Annotated in this window: 17 protein-coding genes; 3 read left to right on the forward strand and 14 right to left on the reverse strand. The window is 54.0% G+C overall.

The window, feature by feature from the left end:
* Nucleotides 1-972: 972 nt before the first annotated feature.
* The gene (locus tag CHU32_RS05390) at nt 973-1,326 is read right to left on the reverse strand and encodes an endonuclease domain-containing protein (RefSeq protein ID WP_103675063.1); all 354 of its coding nucleotides are present in this window, start codon (nt 1,324-1,326) and stop codon (nt 973-975) included.
* A 139-nt stretch (nt 1,327-1,465) separates the two neighbouring features.
* Here CHU32_RS05390 and CHU32_RS05395 point away from each other — a divergent pair, with 139 nt between their 5' ends.
* Nucleotides 1,466-2,470 carry a DUF1202 family protein gene (locus tag CHU32_RS05395; RefSeq protein ID WP_103675064.1) on the forward strand — a complete coding sequence of 335 codons (1,005 nt, stop codon included), beginning with the start codon at nt 1,466-1,468 and terminating at the stop codon, nt 2,468-2,470.
* Between the two features lie 29 nt (nt 2,471-2,499).
* Here CHU32_RS05395 and hemW read toward each other — a convergent pair whose 3' ends face one another.
* The 5 genes from hemW to CHU32_RS05420 are packed head-to-tail and all read right to left on the reverse strand — an operon-like array spanning nt 2,500 to nt 5,806.
* Nucleotides 2,500-3,636: a radical SAM family heme chaperone HemW gene (gene hemW, locus CHU32_RS05400; protein WP_103675318.1), complete on the reverse strand. Its 1,137-nt coding sequence runs from the start codon at nt 3,634-3,636 to the stop codon at nt 2,500-2,502.
* The gene (locus tag CHU32_RS05405; protein WP_103750801.1) at nt 3,629-4,222 is read right to left on the reverse strand and encodes an XTP/dITP diphosphatase; all 594 of its coding nucleotides are present in this window, start codon (nt 4,220-4,222) and stop codon (nt 3,629-3,631) included. Before CHU32_RS05405 ends, hemW begins: the two co-directional genes overlap by 8 nt.
* 7 nt (nt 4,223-4,229) lie before the next feature.
* The gene (gene yggU / locus CHU32_RS05410; RefSeq protein WP_103675066.1) at nt 4,230-4,520 is read right to left on the reverse strand and encodes a DUF167 family protein YggU; all 291 of its coding nucleotides are present in this window, start codon (nt 4,518-4,520) and stop codon (nt 4,230-4,232) included.
* Entirely contained in the window at nt 4,517-5,083 is a 567-nt protein-coding gene (locus tag CHU32_RS05415; protein WP_103675067.1) for a YggT family protein, read from the reverse strand. The genes yggU and CHU32_RS05415 overlap by 4 nt, the downstream gene beginning before the upstream one ends.
* Nucleotides 5,084-5,101: 18 nt before the next feature.
* Nucleotides 5,102-5,806, reverse strand: coding sequence for a YggS family pyridoxal phosphate-dependent enzyme (locus tag CHU32_RS05420; protein WP_103675068.1), 705 nt, complete (start codon nt 5,804-5,806; stop codon nt 5,102-5,104).
* 17 nt (nt 5,807-5,823) lie between these two features.
* Between CHU32_RS05420 and CHU32_RS05425 the strand changes: the two genes are divergently transcribed.
* Both CHU32_RS05425 and CHU32_RS05430 read left to right on the forward strand, forming a co-directional pair.
* The gene (locus CHU32_RS05425) at nt 5,824-6,801 is read left to right on the forward strand and encodes a type IV pilus twitching motility protein PilT (protein WP_103675069.1); all 978 of its coding nucleotides are present in this window, start codon (nt 5,824-5,826) and stop codon (nt 6,799-6,801) included.
* A gap of 188 nt (nt 6,802-6,989) precedes the next feature.
* Entirely contained in the window at nt 6,990-7,670 is a 681-nt protein-coding gene (locus CHU32_RS05430; protein WP_103675070.1) for a LuxR C-terminal-related transcriptional regulator, read from the forward strand.
* On the opposite strand, the gene ruvX is transcribed toward CHU32_RS05430, so the two are convergent.
* From ruvX to metK, 8 genes are all read right to left on the reverse strand, one after another.
* The gene (gene ruvX, locus CHU32_RS05435; RefSeq protein ID WP_103675071.1) at nt 7,667-8,083 is read right to left on the reverse strand and encodes a Holliday junction resolvase RuvX; all 417 of its coding nucleotides are present in this window, start codon (nt 8,081-8,083) and stop codon (nt 7,667-7,669) included. The two genes, CHU32_RS05430 and ruvX, sit on opposite strands and share 4 nt — an antisense overlap.
* A complete protein-coding gene (locus CHU32_RS05440) occupies nt 8,083-8,646 on the reverse strand; it encodes a YqgE/AlgH family protein (protein WP_103675072.1) in 564 nt (187 codons plus the stop codon). The genes ruvX and CHU32_RS05440 overlap by 1 nt, the downstream gene beginning before the upstream one ends.
* 157 nt (nt 8,647-8,803) lie before the next feature.
* Nucleotides 8,804-9,751, reverse strand: coding sequence for a glutathione synthase (gene gshB, locus CHU32_RS05445; protein ID WP_103675073.1), 948 nt, complete (start codon nt 9,749-9,751; stop codon nt 8,804-8,806).
* A 12-nt stretch (nt 9,752-9,763) separates the two neighbouring features.
* On the reverse strand, nt 9,764-10,495 hold the full coding sequence (rsmE, locus tag CHU32_RS05450) for a 16S rRNA (uracil(1498)-N(3))-methyltransferase (protein ID WP_103675074.1): 732 nt from the start codon (nt 10,493-10,495) through the stop codon (nt 9,764-9,766).
* Between the two features lie 41 nt (nt 10,496-10,536).
* Nucleotides 10,537-11,244: a deoxyribonuclease I gene (gene endA / locus CHU32_RS05455; RefSeq protein WP_103750802.1), complete on the reverse strand. Its 708-nt coding sequence runs from the start codon at nt 11,242-11,244 to the stop codon at nt 10,537-10,539.
* 93 nt (nt 11,245-11,337) lie between these two features.
* Nucleotides 11,338-11,838 (reverse strand): SprT family zinc-dependent metalloprotease, encoded by a 501-nt coding sequence (locus CHU32_RS05460; protein WP_103675076.1) that lies wholly within the window; start codon nt 11,836-11,838, stop codon nt 11,338-11,340.
* Between the two features lie 74 nt (nt 11,839-11,912).
* Complete coding sequence (galP, locus tag CHU32_RS05465; protein WP_103675077.1) at nt 11,913-13,307, reverse strand: galactose/proton symporter; 1,395 nt, start codon at nt 13,305-13,307, stop codon at nt 11,913-11,915.
* Between the two features lie 394 nt (nt 13,308-13,701).
* On the reverse strand, nt 13,702-14,856 hold the full coding sequence (gene metK / locus CHU32_RS05470) for a methionine adenosyltransferase (protein WP_103675078.1): 1,155 nt from the start codon (nt 14,854-14,856) through the stop codon (nt 13,702-13,704).
* Between the last annotated feature and the right edge of the window lie 140 nt (nt 14,857-14,996).

Below are 14,996 nucleotides of genomic sequence, written 5' to 3' on the forward strand. Positions count from 1 at the left end.
ACCTGCTCCGCCACAAATACCGGACAGCTCCCTCTCCCTCAGGGAGAGGGCAGGGGTGAGGGTGGTTTTATGAGGGCAGGGTATGCGTTTCTCCCCCTCACCCTAACCCTCTCCCTGAGGGAGAGGGGACAGCCCGCATGTGTCATCAGCCATTCCCCCCGGTTGGCTAAAGCCTGTCCACCTGCTCCGCCACGAATACCGGACAGCTCCCTCTCCCTGAGGGAGAGGGCTGGGGTGAGGGCGGTTTTATGAGGGCAGGGTATGCGTTTCTCCCCCTCACCCTAACCTTCTCCCTCAGGGAGAGGGGACAGCCCGCATGTGTCATCAGCCATTCCACCCGGTTGGCTAAAGCCTGTTCACCTGCTCCGCCACAAATACCGGACAGCTCCCTCTCCCTCAGGGAGAGGGCAGGGGTGAGGGTGGTTTTATGAGGGCAGGGTATGCGTTTCTCCCCCTCACCCTAACCCTCTCCCTGAGGGAGAGGGGACAGCCCGCATGTGTCATCAGCCATTCCCCCCGGTTGGCTAAAGCCTGTCCACCTGCTCCGCCACGAATACCGGGCAGCTCCCTCTACCTGAGGGAGAGGGCTGGGGTGAGGGCGGTTTTATGAGGGCAGGGTATGCGTTTCTCCCCCTCACCCTAACCCTCTTCCTCAGGGAGAGGGGACAGCCCGCATATGTCATCAGCCATTTCCCCCGGTTGGCTAAAGCCTGTCCACCTGCTCCGCCACGAATACCGGGCAGCTCCCTCTACCTGAGGGAGAGGGCTGGGGTGAGGGCGGTTTTATGAGGGCAGGGTATGCGTTTCTCCCCCTCACCCTAACCCTCTTCCTCAGGGAGAGGGGACAGCCCGCATATGTCATCAGCCATTCCACCCGGTTGGCTAAAGCCTGTCCACCTGCTCCGCCACAAATACCGGGCAGCTCCCTCTCCCTCAGGGAGAGGGCAGGGGTGAGGGCGGTTTTTCTGATAATCAACGCTTCAGCTCGCCAGTGCAAACAGAGCGTGCTTGTAAATGCGCCAAAATAGTCATCAGCACGCCTTCTTCAAACTCGCGCAATTCATTATTCCAGAAGCGCAAAACGTGCCATCCCTTTTTCTGCAAAAAAGCAGTTCTCAATACATCATATTTAACCTGATCGGCATGCTGTCCCCCGTCCAGCTCCACAATGAGACGCGTTTCATAACACGCAAAGTCAACAACATAAGGTCCGACGGGCACCTGCCGACGAAACTTAAAACCATAAAAACGTCGTCCGCGTAAAAGATACCAAAGGCGCATCTCTTCCGGCGTGGCGTTTATCCTTAATGATTTCACATTGTCCATTGCGCTATTTTGGTTGCACAAAATGTCCGCGCCAGAACGAATGTAAAAATATGGAAGGAGTTTCGCAAATAATTAATGATATTAATGATAACGATATTTATAATAACCATTGAAATTAAATATCGAAAAGGACTTTGCTATGAAGATACACCTGGCTACCGGCCTGGCTCTGCTGTTTCTCACTGCTGGCTATGCGCTGGCCGATACCACGCCTCCCTCTGATGAAACGCTAAAAAAGCAGTTTAACGAGCAGTATCAGGGGCTGATCCATCTCGACAGCGTCTCGCTGCGCCCACTTAATAGTAACGGTAATCAGAGCACCTGGGCGGCAGAAGGCGACCTCTCATCGGCGGAAGATCTGTACGCTACCGTTGGGATGGCGGCAGATTACAGGCTGGTAGAAAAAACCTGGACCAAAGGTAAACCGGTAAAATTTTCGGCCATGATCACCGCGACAGGGACCAAAGATTCCGGATGGACGACGGAATTTTTTTCCATGCAGACGGCTGCGAAAAACGCAGGCCTGCCGCTGGATGACGTCGATGATAAAACGAAGTATCTGGTGATTAATGACAGCGATTTTTATGCGCGTCTGGCAAAAATCGAAGCTGGCTATAATCAGCAAAATAAGACGTTACAGGAGATGAAAAGTAAGCAAAATGCGCTGGAAAAAGCGATTGCAGATCTCGACACTCAAATAACTCAATCCTGGGGAATGGACGCCGGAGGCAAACCGCTTGGTCGTCATGCGGTACAGCAGGCAATGCTGGAAAAAATGTACGAGGTTGATCGGCAAAACGATCCGCTGAAGTTTGAAAATAACTATTACAAGACTGTCTACGAACCCGCGCTCGCCACGTGCCAGCAAAAGCCAGACTGCGACGCTGAACCGTTACGTAAGGCGCGTGACGTCGCGCTGGAAGAGCAGAAACGCAATTATTATCGCCAGCACAAACTGATGAGTGAAAACATCAAAGAGGAAATGGCTGCCCGGGACAACAAAATTAAACCGCTCTATGAGAAACAGGGTGAACTGCGCACGCAATTGATGAAGCTTGACACCAGCAGAAGCGAGCTGGAGAGCAGCTATAAACGCTGGCAGCAGGATATTACTGACTTGCGCCGGCGCGGTGTAATTAAATAATCCGCGCAGGCGTAAGGACAATAAAACGCTTAATCAGCCAGGAATAGCTCCAGCAGCGAGTTGAGGAACAGCTTACCATGTTCGGTAATCTGCCAGTCATGCGCGTTCTCGGTGAGATAACCCTGCGCCAGTGCGGCGTCAATTTGCGCCCGGACGGCATCTTCCGTCAGACCGGTATAACGCGTAAATTCGGCGCGTGGCGCTGGCTCCAGCAGGCGGAAGCGGTTCATAAAGAACTCAAACGGTTTATCCGCCTGTTCCACATCGCGCTGGCTTTCCAGATAGCGCCCCTGCATATAGCCGCGCGGGTGGCGCGTTTTGGTGGTGCGTAAAATGCGCCCGTCCGGGAAGGTAATTTTCCCGTGCGCGCCGCAGCCGATGCCAAGGTAGTCGCCAAAACGCCAGTAGTTGAGGTTATGCTGGCACTGATAGCCCGGCTTTGCGTAGGCGGAGGTTTCATACTGCTGATAACCGGCAGCACTCAACAACCGGTGGCCTTGCTCAAAAATATCCCACAGCGCATCGTCATCCGGCAGTACCGGCGGTCGCGAGCCAAACAGGGTATTCGGTTCGATAGTAAGCTGATACCACGACAAATGCGGCGGATTCAGCGCAATGGCCTGGCGCAAATCGTCCAGCGCTTCTTCCAGCGATTGATCCGGCAGGCCGTGCATCAGGTCGAGGTTAAAACTGCGCAGTCCGAGACCCGCGGCCAGCCGTGCGGCACGTTTGGCCTCTTCCGGGCCGTGGATGCGCCCTAAGCGCTGTAACTTCGGCTCACTAAAACTCTGCACCCCAATGGAGATACGGTTAATCCCCGCACGCTGGTACTCCACGAAACGATCTGCTTCCACCGTGCCCGGATTCGCTTCCATAGTGATTTCCGCATCCCTTGCCAGCGGCAGACGGGCGCGTACGCCGTCCAGCAGCGCCTGCATTGCAGGGCCAGACAGCAGGCTCGGCGTGCCGCCGCCAATGAAAATGGTTGCGATCTCACGGCCCTGCGCGTACGTCACGTCGCCATCCAGATCGCTCAACAGATGCTGAACGTAATCGTCGTGCGGCACCTCGCCCTTTAGCGCGTGCGAGTTAAAATCGCAGTACGGGCATTTCTGCACGCACCACGGAATATGAATATACAGGCTCAGGGGCGGTAAATTAGCGATCACGCAGGGCTTCCAGTAACAGTTTCAGCGCCTGCCCACGATGGGAAATGGCGCTCTTTTCTTCACGGGTCAGTTCGGCGGCCGTCTTGCCGTCTGAAAGGACAAAGAAAATCGGATCGTAGCCAAAGCCGCCGCTGCCTGCTGGCTGGCGGGTAATAACGCCGGACCAGCTGCCGTGACATACCAGCGGAGTGGGATCGTCGGCATGGCGCAGATAAACCAGCACGCAGTGGAATTGTGCCTGACGCTGGCCGTCCGGGACATCTTTCAGGGTTTCCAGTAGCTTTTGCAGATTCTGCTGGTCGCTGGCATCTTCACCGGAGTAGCGTGCGGAATAAATTCCCGGTGCGCCGCCCAGCGCATCTACCGCCAGCCCGGAATCGTCGGCGATGGCGGGCAGGCCAGTAATTTGTGCCGCATGACGCGCTTTCAAAATGGCATTCTCAATAAACGTCAGGCCGGTTTCTTCCGCGGAATCCACGCCGAGATCGGTCTGGGCCACAATATCAAGGCCAAAATCGCTCAGCAGCGAGGCGAGCTCACGCACTTTACCGGGATTACCGGTCGCGAGGACAACTTTTTGCATAGGACATTTACTCTGTTAGCGCCGCGACTTGTGTCGGGATCTGTTGCGGATGAATAATCTTTACCTGTTTATGGCGGCCAAGCTCGCCTTTTTCAATCACCACCTGGCTTTTCGCCACGCGAAACTGTTTGGCAAGGAACTTCACCAGATGGGCATTGGCCTGACCGTCAACCGGTGGGGCGGTGATGGCGACTTTAACTTCGTCGCCATGCAGACCCACAATGCTGTCGCGGCTGGCTTTCGGCTGGATATAGAGCCGCAAAACCAGACCGTCCGGGAGAGTGTCAACGGCACTCATAGCGCCATCCACAATCCTGGCAACAGCATGTTACCTGTACTTTGTAACAGCTCGGCGATGCCCATATTAATCATGTACAACACCAGGACGAGGATCATCGGCGAGAAATCGATCCCGCCCATTGACGGCAGCAACTTGCGAATAGGGCGCAGCAGCGGATCGGCAAGTTGCATCAGGACAAATTCTACCGGACTCCGGCCCTGGCTCACCCAGCTCATAATCGCCATCAGTAGCAGCACCCAGAAAATCATCAGCCCGATGGTTTTCAGCAGAATAAGCACGGCAGCAATCCAGATGATCGGCTGGAAGGTGACGACCATAAACAGCACGATGGCTTTGATAACGCTTAAAATAAAAGCCAGCAGCAACGATGCGCTGTCTATCGGCCCCATTGCCGGAATAAACCGGCGCAGCGGTCCGACCACCGGCTGGGTAATCTTAACGATAAACTGCGAAAAGGGATTATAAAAATCGCAGCGCGCCCACTGCATCCAGACGCGGAGCAGCAGTACCATCGTATACAGTTCAATGACTGTTGAGAGTAGGAAAGTCAACGTCTTCATGGCGTTCCTCAGTTTTCCTTATTTTTTTGTGTAGTCGCGCACGCCAAAAATGGCGGTGCCGATGCGTACCATTGTGCTACCTGCCGCAATGGCAGCGTCCATATCATCTGACATGCCCAGCGACAGGGTATCTACCGTGGGATAGCGTGCTTTTAGCCGCGTAAATGCTACAGCCATTTGGCCTGCTACCGCAAACTGCCTTACATAATCTGACTCTGGCGCGGGGATCGCCATTAATCCGCGCAGCGTCACGCCCTTAAGCTCGACTATCGCATCGGCAAGCGCATCGACTTCAGCAAGTGAAACGCCCGATTTACTGGCTTCATCACTAATGTTTACCTGAATCAGCACGTTAAGCGGCGGCAGGTGTGGCGGACGCTGTTCGCTTAACCGTGTGGCGATGCGCAGCCTGTCCACCGTATGACACCAGTCGAAATGCTCAGCGACCAGGCGGCTTTTATTTGATTGCAGGGGACCAATAAAATGCCACGTTAATCCTTCCGTGCCGGCCTCACGAAAGTGGCGTACTTTTTCCACGCCTTCCTGCACATAGTTTTCGCCAAAGGCGCGCTGCCCGGCATTGATAGCTTCTGCGACGGCGCTCGCAGGCTTGGTTTTGCTGACTGCAAGCAGCGTCACTTCTTCTGAAGCACGGCCGCAACGCGATGCAGCGGCGGAGATTTTCTCCCTGACCTGTGCCAGGTTATGCGCAATGTCGTTCATTTTCAGAGGATGATGGTATGGATATGGAAGAAATTGTGGCCCTTAGTGTAAAGCATAACGTCTCGGATCTACACCTGTGCAATGCCTGGGCACCACGCTGGCGACGGTTGGGTAAGCTGGAACCTGCGCCTTTCGCGCCTGTTGACGTTGAAAAATTACTTAATGATTACCTGGATGAAGAACAGATGGCGCAGTTTGCGCAAGGGCAGGTTGATTTCGCCATGACGTTATCCGCCCGGCAACGGCTACGTGCCAGCGCTTTTATTCACCGACAGGGAGCATCCCTTGCGCTTCGTCTGCTGCCCGCCACCACGCCGCACCTTACTGACGCTGGTGTCCCCGCCGCGCTGCCTGAATTACTCAATGAAGAAAGCGGGTTAATTCTGGTCACCGGAGCGACCGGCAGCGGGAAATCCACGACCCTGGCTGCAATGGTCGATCATCTTAATCATCATCTGGACGGGCATATTATGACGCTGGAAGATCCAATTGAGTTTATTCATCGTAGCGAGCGCTGCCTGATCCAGCAGCGGGAAGTGAGGCGTCACACCGCCTCTTTTGCCGCAGGGCTGCGTGCGGCGCTACGTGAAGATCCTGATGTCATTCTGCTCGGGGAACTGCGCGACAGTGAAACGATTCGTCTGGCATTGACCGCCGCAGAAACCGGGCATCTGGTGCTGGCGACACTACATACCCGCGGGGCAGCGCAGGCGGTGGAGCGGCTGGTTGATGTCTTCCCGGCACAGGAGAAAGAGCAGGTGCGCAGCCAGCTTGCCGGAAGCCTGTGTGCCGTCCTGGCGCAGAAGCTTCAGCTCAGCGCACAAAATACGCGCGTGGCGTTGTTTGAGCTGCTGGTCAACACGCCCGCGGTTGCTAATCTCATTCGCGAGGGAAAAACCCACCAGTTGCCCGGCGTCATGCAGACCGGGCAGTCAGCAGGGATGCAAACCTTTATGCAGAGTTACCAGCAGCGGGTCGCGGCAGGGCAGCTTTAACGGCAAAGCCTCTGGCGTTCCGACGAGGCTGCCGATTAGCCCTCATCCATCAGGCTGGCTTATCCCCCTTCAGACCCGGTGATAGGATTGCCCCAGGAATTCGCTTAAATCATGAGATTACCACTCTGTCTGGAGTGCGTACTTCTGAGGTAAGCGACAGGACAACATATACTTGAAGGAGAGTCAGGATGTTCCAGCAGGACAACGGGTTAAGCCTACCGCAGCAGATGGTTATTATTACATGTCCCTCCGTGCAGTCCCGGTCTTTTGCCAGCTATCTGGCTGAAACGCTTTCTGTTCCCGTTCATTTGCAGAATATTGCCAAACCGTTAGCGCAACGGCTGACGGACGGTTCCGTCGTCTTATTCGATCTTGCTGTATCAAATAAAAAACTAAACGGTATCTGGTGCGATATTTTACAGACACAGACCGATGATTTACGGCTTATTATTTTCAATAGCGCCCAACAGCACGCGCTCTTTGAAATGGCACGCTGGCCGACGCTTTGTGGGGTATTTAGCTGTGAGGAGAGTCAGGAGCGTATTCTTGATGGCATCAAAGCGATATTGAAAGGCGAGTCGTCTGAACTTCTCAGCACGCTTCAGAGCTATACAGAAGAGCGTGACGGCGCGCATATGGAGAATATTCCATTGACCGAACGCGAATATGAAATCCTTAATGAGTTACGTTATGGCGCATCCAATGTCGATATCGCCCGCGCCCTTTTTATCAGCGAAAATACGGTACGCACGCATTTATACAATATTTTTCGCAAGCTTAACGTCAAAAACAGGACGCAGGCTGTCAGCTGGACGAATGCTTCCCTGCGTGACCAGCCTGTTCGTGCGGTAACAGGAGTGTATAACTAAAAACCCTGTTCGAAATAACTCTCCAGGATAATCACCGCTGAGGCAGAATCGACGCTGCCTTTATTCAGCGCGCGAAAGCCGCCGTGCTCGAACAGGCCAGCGCGCGCTTCCACGGTACTCAGTCGCTCATCATGAAGCGTCACCGCAACACCGAACCGACCATGGAGCCTGTTGGCAAATTTGCGAGCCCTGGCCGTCAGCGGTTGTTCAGTACCATCCATGTTGAGCGGCAGGCCGACAATCACCGCATCGGGTTGCCACTCTTTAAGCAGACGTTCGATAAGCGTCCAGTCGGGGGTGCCATCTTGCGCTTTAATGGCGCTAAGAGGACGGGCGGTGCCGGTAATACTCTGACCAATGGCGACGCCAATACTTTTGGTACCAAAATCAAAAGCGAGTAAGGTTCCACTCATCAGGCATGCCCTGCCACGCCAGGCATGGTGTGAATATCAATACCAATCAGTTTTGCCGCTTCGCGCCAGCGGTCGGCAATCGGCGTTTTAAACAGGATATTGAGATCGGCAGGAGCGGTGAGCCAGGCGTTATCCAGCAATTCCTGCTCAAGCTGGCCTTTTTCCCAGGAGGAGTAGCCCAGGGCGACCAGTACATCGACGGGCTGATCGTGGGTGCCCAGGGTTTCCAGCACATCCCGCGACGTAGTGATAACGGTATTATCGGAGATGCGAATACTGGAGGAGAAGGATGCCGGTGGTGTATGCAGGATAAAACCGCGATCTTCCGCCAGCGGGCCGCCGAGTAACACCGGTTTATCAAGCCGAATGGCCGGATCGCGCGGTTCAGGCGTAATCTTTAATTTCTCCAGAACGCCGTCAACCTGTAAGTTTTCCAGGGGTTTATTAATAATGATGCCCATCGCACCGTCATCGTTATACTCGCAAACATAGACGACAGAACGACGAAAGAGTGGGTCCTGGAGCGCAGGCATGGCAATCAGAAAGTGATGCTGTAAATTCATTGTCAGAGGTTCTGTTTCCTGGTTCAAAAAAGCAACAACGTTCAGTATGCGGGGAAAGTGCAACGCTGTCACTAGCCAGTCAGGGACGATCCGCGGGTTCCCTCCCGCGATAAGCTATTGCAGACGGGATATTTTACCCCGTCGATGGCAACGTAAATTACTTCGTCAGCCGTTTTTCAATGGCGTCCATCAGCATACCGGTGATTGATACCGGGAACTGCGCCTCGATTTCACGAATGCAGGTCGGGCTGGTAACGTTCACTTCCGTCAGACGATCGCCAATGATATCGAGACCGACAAAAATGAGACCTTTGGCTTTCAGCAGCGGACCAACACGACGGGCAATTTCCCAGTCACTGTCGGTCAGCGGGCGCGGTTCTCCACGGCCTCCGGCGGCGAGGTTGCCACGCGTTTCACCACCCTGCGGAATCCGTGCCAGGCAGTAAGGTACCGGCTCACCATCGACCACCAGTACACGCTTGTCGCCGTCAACAATCGCCGGAATATAATTCTGCGCCATGCAGTAGCGGGTGCCGTGCTCGGTCAGCGTTTCGGTAATGACGCCAAGGTTAGGATCGCCTTCTTTGACGCGGAAGATGGACGCGCCGCCCATGCCGTCCAGCGGCTTTAAGATAATATCGCTGTGTTTTTGCCAGAATGCTTTAAGCTGCGCCTTGCTGCGGGTCACCAGAGTGTCCGGGGTCAGGTCGGAGAACCAGGCGGTGTAAAGCTTTTCGTTGCAGTCGCGCAGGCTCTGCGGCTTATTGACGATCAGCGTGCCTTGTTCTTCTGCACGCTCCAGGATGTAGGTGGAGTAGATAAACTCGGTATCAAACGGCGGGTCTTTGCGCATCAGGATGACATCAAGATCGGCAAGCTGAATGTCCTGCTCACCGCGAAATTCATACCATTTGTCATAGTTCTGCTCGACGCTGAGCAGGCGCGTGCGTGCGCGGGCTTCGCCGTTGATCAGATAGAGATCGGCCATCTCCATATAATGAAGTTCATAGCCGCGACGCTGCGCTTCCAGCAGCATAGCGAAGCTGGAGTCTTTTTTGATGTTAATATTTGCGATGGGGTCCATCACGATGCCGAGCTTGATCATTGTTGTTCTCCGTTAGCCCAGATCGCCAAACCGCACCTGTAAGGCGGTAATGGCGGTGAGTGCAGTTGTCTCAGTGCGCAGAACGCGAGGTCCCAGCAGAATATCAGTAAACTGATAGCGTGCGGTCATGGCAATTTCGTCGGCGGATAATCCACCTTCCGGACCAATAAGCAGGCGCACGCGCTCAACCGGTAGCGGCAGCGTATTGATACTGGCGCTGGCGCGCGGATGCAGATTTAATTTCAGCCCCGCGTCCGCCTCGGCACACCAGGCTTCAAGATCCATTGCCGGGCGAATTTCCGGAATTCGGTTACGACCGCACTGTTCACAGGCAGCAATAGCGATTTTCTGCCACTGCTGAATTTTCTTGTTCAGACGTTCAGCATCCAGTTTAACGCCACAGCGCTCAGAAAAAAGTGGCGTAATGAGGCTTACACCCAGTTCAATCGATTTCTGGATAGTAAATTCCATTTTTTCGCCGCGCGACATCACCTGGCCCAGATGAATATGCAGCGGCGATTCACGATCGTCGGTTTCGCCATGTTGTACGTTAACGATGACGCTTTTCTTATCCGCGCGGGTGATTTCGGCGTCGAAGACCTGGTTACTACCGTCAAAAAGCTGAACCGGCTGGCCCGTGGTCATGCGCAATACGCGGCCCACGTGATTAGCGGCGTCGTCACAAAGCGCGACGTCCTGGCCCACGGTCAGCAGGGAAGGGTGATAAATGCGGGGTTTACGCATAAAGCTAACTGTCCATTAATGATAATACCCGCTAGTGTAGGTTAGCTCTTTTGCGCCTGGCAAGCGCGCTGCACGTAGGGATTATGATTCCCCTGTACCTTCGCTATACGATTATCACGTTCGCATTCCCATTTCGTGACCGGATAGAGTTTATCCCAGGCCGTAAAAAGCTGGGTTTGCTGACGTGACAGGCTGATATGGTACTGGTCGCGCATATAAAAGGTGATGCGGGCGATGGCTCCGCGAGCACGAGCGGGCGGCTCAGCCAGTTTCTCTTTGAAATCAACCTTCATCGCGCACTGGCCGTACTGACCCTCGCCGCCGTTCCACTGGCTGTACATAAAGTTGCCGCGATCGCCGTTAACCTCGCCCACCGCCGGTTGCAGGTTGTGCATATCGCTTTCCATCTGGCGATAAACCGGATCTTTGGTGCAGTTTTTCCGCCCGCCGTCCTGCCAGCATTGACGCTGATGGCCAAACTGCCATGCCGGGACTACGTGCTCCCATTCCACGCGGCTGGCGCGGTTGGCATTTTTACGCACTTTATAGCCGCAGGATGCCAGATCGATAACGCCTTTTTTGCCCTGCCAGTTGATTTTACAGCCACAGTAAAAATCACCAGGAACGTCTGCATTAATTTTCACGCCTGCCGCTTTGGCCTGGGCAAAGCTGGTGATGCCTTTGGCGTACAAAGGATTTATCAGCATGGGAAGCAGCAGGATCAGGGTAAAAGAAGATTTACGGTACATCGCGAACTCCGTTTCAGAAGGAGCACGCAACGTAACCAAAGCCGTTGTCAGATGCAATCAGGCAGATCAGAAAATTTCCGGATCGCGCTTAAATTACGTCCCGGCTACCAGCTCTTCGCCGCAGTGAACGCAGCGGTAGGTCGCTTCACCGCGCATCACCCGATTATGACGGCGCACGGTGAGTTGATGCTGCTGACATTTGCAACGGTAGGGGAACGTATTGCGGCGTACCGATTCCAGTTCGAACTGGTGAGTTCGTCGGGCAGGAACGCCAAGCACGTTTTCCATCATCCATTTCCACTCTTTGCCGTGTGGCGCGACGCGGCCAAAATATTTCCAGGTCAGTAAATGCGCCAGTTCGTGCGGCACCACTTCATCAATAAATGCCTGCTGATTTTCCTGAAGCAGCACCGGATTCAGACGAATTTCATAGCGGTCGAGCCAGGCGGTACCCGCCGTGGTACCGCGCTGTTGATACACCAGCTTCGGCTCCGGATAATGACGATCCAGTTTTTGGTTCGCAAGGGCAAGTTTATCCCGCAGGCTGCGCATAACGGCTTGCTGGATGGCGATGGGAAGACGAGAGGTTTTCATAACGGCAGAGGATAAAACGGCGGCAAAGGGAGTGCAATAAGAAGCTTCCTCCCGGGGGGAGGAAGCATTAAGGCTTAGTTGTGCGAACCAATGTCGCGCAGTTTGCGGCCTTTCATCAGGTTACGTTCGATATGCTCCAGCGAGACGTGTTTGGTTTCCGGCACCAGCCACAGCGTCAGCAGAATAAACAGCACGTTCAGACCCGCATACACCCAGAAGGTGTTAGCGTTGCCCAACGTATTGAGCATGGTCAGGAAGGTTGCACCGACGATCATGTTGGCGATCCAGTTGGTCGCCGTAGAGCAGGTGATACCAAAATCGCGGCCTTTCAGCGGCTGGATTTCAGAACACAGTACCCAAATCAGCGGACCGGCGCTCATGGCAAAGCCAATGATAAACATCAGCAGCATTGCAATCGCGAAGTATTGTGCGGACGGCGAATGGATACCAATGTGCATCATCGTACCCAGGATGCCCATACCTACTGCCATCACCAGGAAGCCCAGCGTCAGCGTTGGTTTACGTCCCCAGCGGTCCACCAGACCGATAGCAATGAAGGTAGCCAGCACGTTGGTCAGGCCAACAATGACGGTACCCCACATCTGCTCGGTGGTATTGGTATACCCTGCCAGTTCAAAGATTTTCGGCGCGTAATACATGATGACGTTCATGCCAGTGAACTGCTGCATCACCTGAAGCAGGACGCCGAGGAACACCGCGCGGCGGAAGTTGCTGTTCTCTTTAAACAGCGCCCAGCCGCTCTGTTTTACCTTCAGGCTTTCGCGGATCTCTTCGAGTTCGTTTTTTGCCTCTGCGCTGGTGTCGCGCAGACGCAGCAACACGCGTTCTGCATCGTGGAAGCGGCGCTTAGCGGCAAACCAGCGCGGGCTGTCCGGCAGGAAGAAGACGCCGATCAGGAGCAGGACCGCCGGAATAATAATCACGCCCAGCATCCAGCGCCATGCGCCGCTATAGCTGAACGCAGTATCAGAGAGATATGCGCCCAAAATCCCGATAGTGATCATTAACTGATACATGGAAATCATGCTGCCGCGAATTTTCTCCGGCGCGATTTCTGACAGATACAGCGGTGCGGTGTAGGAGGCAACCCCTACCGCCAGGCCCAGCAGTACGCGAGAGATAATCAGCACTTCTACGTTCGGCGCAGCTGCTGAAAACAGTGAGCCGAGTACGAACAGGATTGCCCCAATCATCAGGCTCTTTTTACGCCCGAGTTTGAAGGAGAGCCAACCACTGCCGACGGCACCGACTGCGGCACCGAACATCATCGAGCTAACCACCCATTCCTGTGTATGTGAACTGATCTGGAATTCATGCGTGATGAAAGGCAATGCCCCGGCAATCACCCCAATATCAAGGCCAAAAAGCAGTCCGGCCAGTGCGGCAAGGAAACAGACAAAGAACGTCATTGTCTTGTTAGAGCGCCCTTGTTTTTTAGTGTCAGGCATACTGCCCTCCAGTAGTTGTATTCAATTTATCGATGTAGATAGTAGGTCAGTGTGCCGCTAAAAGATGTGAGTTAAATCACACCAGTGTAATCGGTTACATAAGTGTCAAGAATAGTAAATTCATAACAGATTGAAACTATAGCTTTTATATGAGGTTTTGTAGCGGGTAAAAAGGTGATTTAAGATAAAGCTGAAATGAAATGTAACGTGTGGCAATTGATGATGACATCACCGCGGTTATTGCCTTTTTAAACAGACGAATAAACGTGTAATCGTTTTCATTGTGACAGATAAAAGTGTGTTAAGTATAGACAGCAACACGAGAGTCGCCAGGTCAGCGCGGAAAATAAAAAAGCCAGCGCGAGGCTGGCTTGAGGGAAAGCAGTGGGGAAGATTACTTCAGACCGGCCGCATCACGCAGCAACTGAGCTTTGTCGGTTTTTTCCCACGGGAAATGCTCACGCCCAAAGTGACCGTAAGCCGCAGTCTCTTTGTAGATTGGGTGCAGCAGATCCAGCATCTGGATCAGACCATACGGGCGCAGGTCGAAGAACTCACGTACCAGCAGCGTTAATTGTTCGGTCGCAATTTTTTCCGTACCGAAGGTTTCCACCATGATAGAGGTCGGTTCTGCCACACCAATTGCGTAGGACACCTGAATTTCACAGCGATCTGCCAGGCCCGCCGCGACGATGTTTTTCGCCACATAACGCGCTGCGTAGGCCGCAGAACGGTCCACTTTAGACGGATCTTTACCGGAGAATGCGCCGCCGCCGTGACGCGCCATACCACCGTAGGTATCAACGATAATTTTACGCCCGGTCAGACCGCAGTCGCCCATCGGCCCGCCGATCACAAACCGGCCGGTCGGGTTGATGAAGAATTTGGTCGCACTGTTCAGCCATTCGGTCGGCAGCACCGGCTTGATGATCTCTTCCATCACCGCTTCTTGCAGCGATTTTTGGTCGATATCTTCCGCATGCTGTGTAGAAAGCACGACGGCATCGATGCCAACGATTTTACCGGCATCATACTGGAAGGTGACCTGGCTTTTTGCATCCGGACGCAGCCACGGCAGGGTGCCGTTTTTACGCACCTCAGCCTGACGCTGTACCAGACGGTGTGCGTAAGTGATTGGTGCTGGCATCAGCACGTCGGTTTCATTGGTTGCATAGCCAAACATCAGACCCTGATCGCCAGCACCCTGTTCCAGCGGGTCGGCACGGTCAACGCCCTGATTGATGTCCGGAGACTGTTTGCCAATCGCGCTCAGTACCGCGCAGGAGTTGGCGTCAAAGCCCATGTCGGAATGCACATAGCCAATTTCGCGTACCGTGTTACGGGTGATCTCTTCGATATCTACCCAGGCGCTGGTAGTGATTTCACCGCCCACTAAAACCATGCCAGTTTTTACATAGGTTTCGCAGGCGACACGCGCTTTCGGGTCCTGTTCGAGGATTGCATCAAGCACGGCATCAGAGATTTGGTCAGCGATTTTGTCAGGATGCCCTTCTGAAACGGACTCAGACGTAAAAAGGTGTTTTGCCATTTTTAATTTCACCCAAGGAGAAGTCGGTTAGCTCGAACTGCTGTGCAGAATAGTCAAGGCAGAAGATCCTACCAGGACTTGCAGGTTTATGGCACTGGCAGTCTGAGTGTTAATCTGTATAGATGGATTAACATCTGGAC

It is taken from the genome of Superficieibacter electus (assembly GCF_002915575.1).
In the GTDB taxonomy this organism is placed as follows: Bacteria; Pseudomonadota; Gammaproteobacteria; order Enterobacterales; family Enterobacteriaceae; genus Superficieibacter; species Superficieibacter electus.

Coding starts and splice junctions, on each gene's coding strand:
- ruvX (WP_103675071.1), bottom strand. CDS start 8,083: ATGAGTGGAACCTTACTCGCTTTTGATTTTGGTACCAAAAGTATTGGC.
- CHU32_RS05390 (WP_103675063.1), bottom strand. CDS start 1,326: ATGGACAATGTGAAATCATTAAGGATAAACGCCACGCCGGAAGAGATG.
- CHU32_RS05440 (WP_103675072.1), bottom strand. CDS start 8,646: ATGAATTTACAGCATCACTTTCTGATTGCCATGCCTGCGCTCCAGGAC.
- CHU32_RS05425 (WP_103675069.1), top strand. CDS start 5,824: ATGGATATGGAAGAAATTGTGGCCCTTAGTGTAAAGCATAACGTCTCG.
- CHU32_RS05415 (WP_103675067.1), bottom strand. CDS start 5,083: ATGAAGACGTTGACTTTCCTACTCTCAACAGTCATTGAACTGTATACG.
- endA (WP_103750802.1), bottom strand. CDS start 11,244: ATGTACCGTAAATCTTCTTTTACCCTGATCCTGCTGCTTCCCATGCTG.
- CHU32_RS05395 (WP_103675064.1), top strand. CDS start 1,466: ATGAAGATACACCTGGCTACCGGCCTGGCTCTGCTGTTTCTCACTGCT.
- CHU32_RS05405 (WP_103750801.1), bottom strand. CDS start 4,222: ATGCAAAAAGTTGTCCTCGCGACCGGTAATCCCGGTAAAGTGCGTGAG.
- CHU32_RS05420 (WP_103675068.1), bottom strand. CDS start 5,806: ATGAACGACATTGCGCATAACCTGGCACAGGTCAGGGAGAAAATCTCC.
- CHU32_RS05460 (WP_103675076.1), bottom strand. CDS start 11,838: ATGAAAACCTCTCGTCTTCCCATCGCCATCCAGCAAGCCGTTATGCGC.
- galP (WP_103675077.1), bottom strand. CDS start 13,307: ATGCCTGACACTAAAAAACAAGGGCGCTCTAACAAGACAATGACGTTC.
- CHU32_RS05430 (WP_103675070.1), top strand. CDS start 6,990: ATGTTCCAGCAGGACAACGGGTTAAGCCTACCGCAGCAGATGGTTATT.
- gshB (WP_103675073.1), bottom strand. CDS start 9,751: ATGATCAAGCTCGGCATCGTGATGGACCCCATCGCAAATATTAACATC.
- yggU (WP_103675066.1), bottom strand. CDS start 4,520: ATGAGTGCCGTTGACACTCTCCCGGACGGTCTGGTTTTGCGGCTCTAT.
- metK (WP_103675078.1), bottom strand. CDS start 14,856: ATGGCAAAACACCTTTTTACGTCTGAGTCCGTTTCAGAAGGGCATCCT.
- rsmE (WP_103675074.1), bottom strand. CDS start 10,495: ATGCGTAAACCCCGCATTTATCACCCTTCCCTGCTGACCGTGGGCCAG.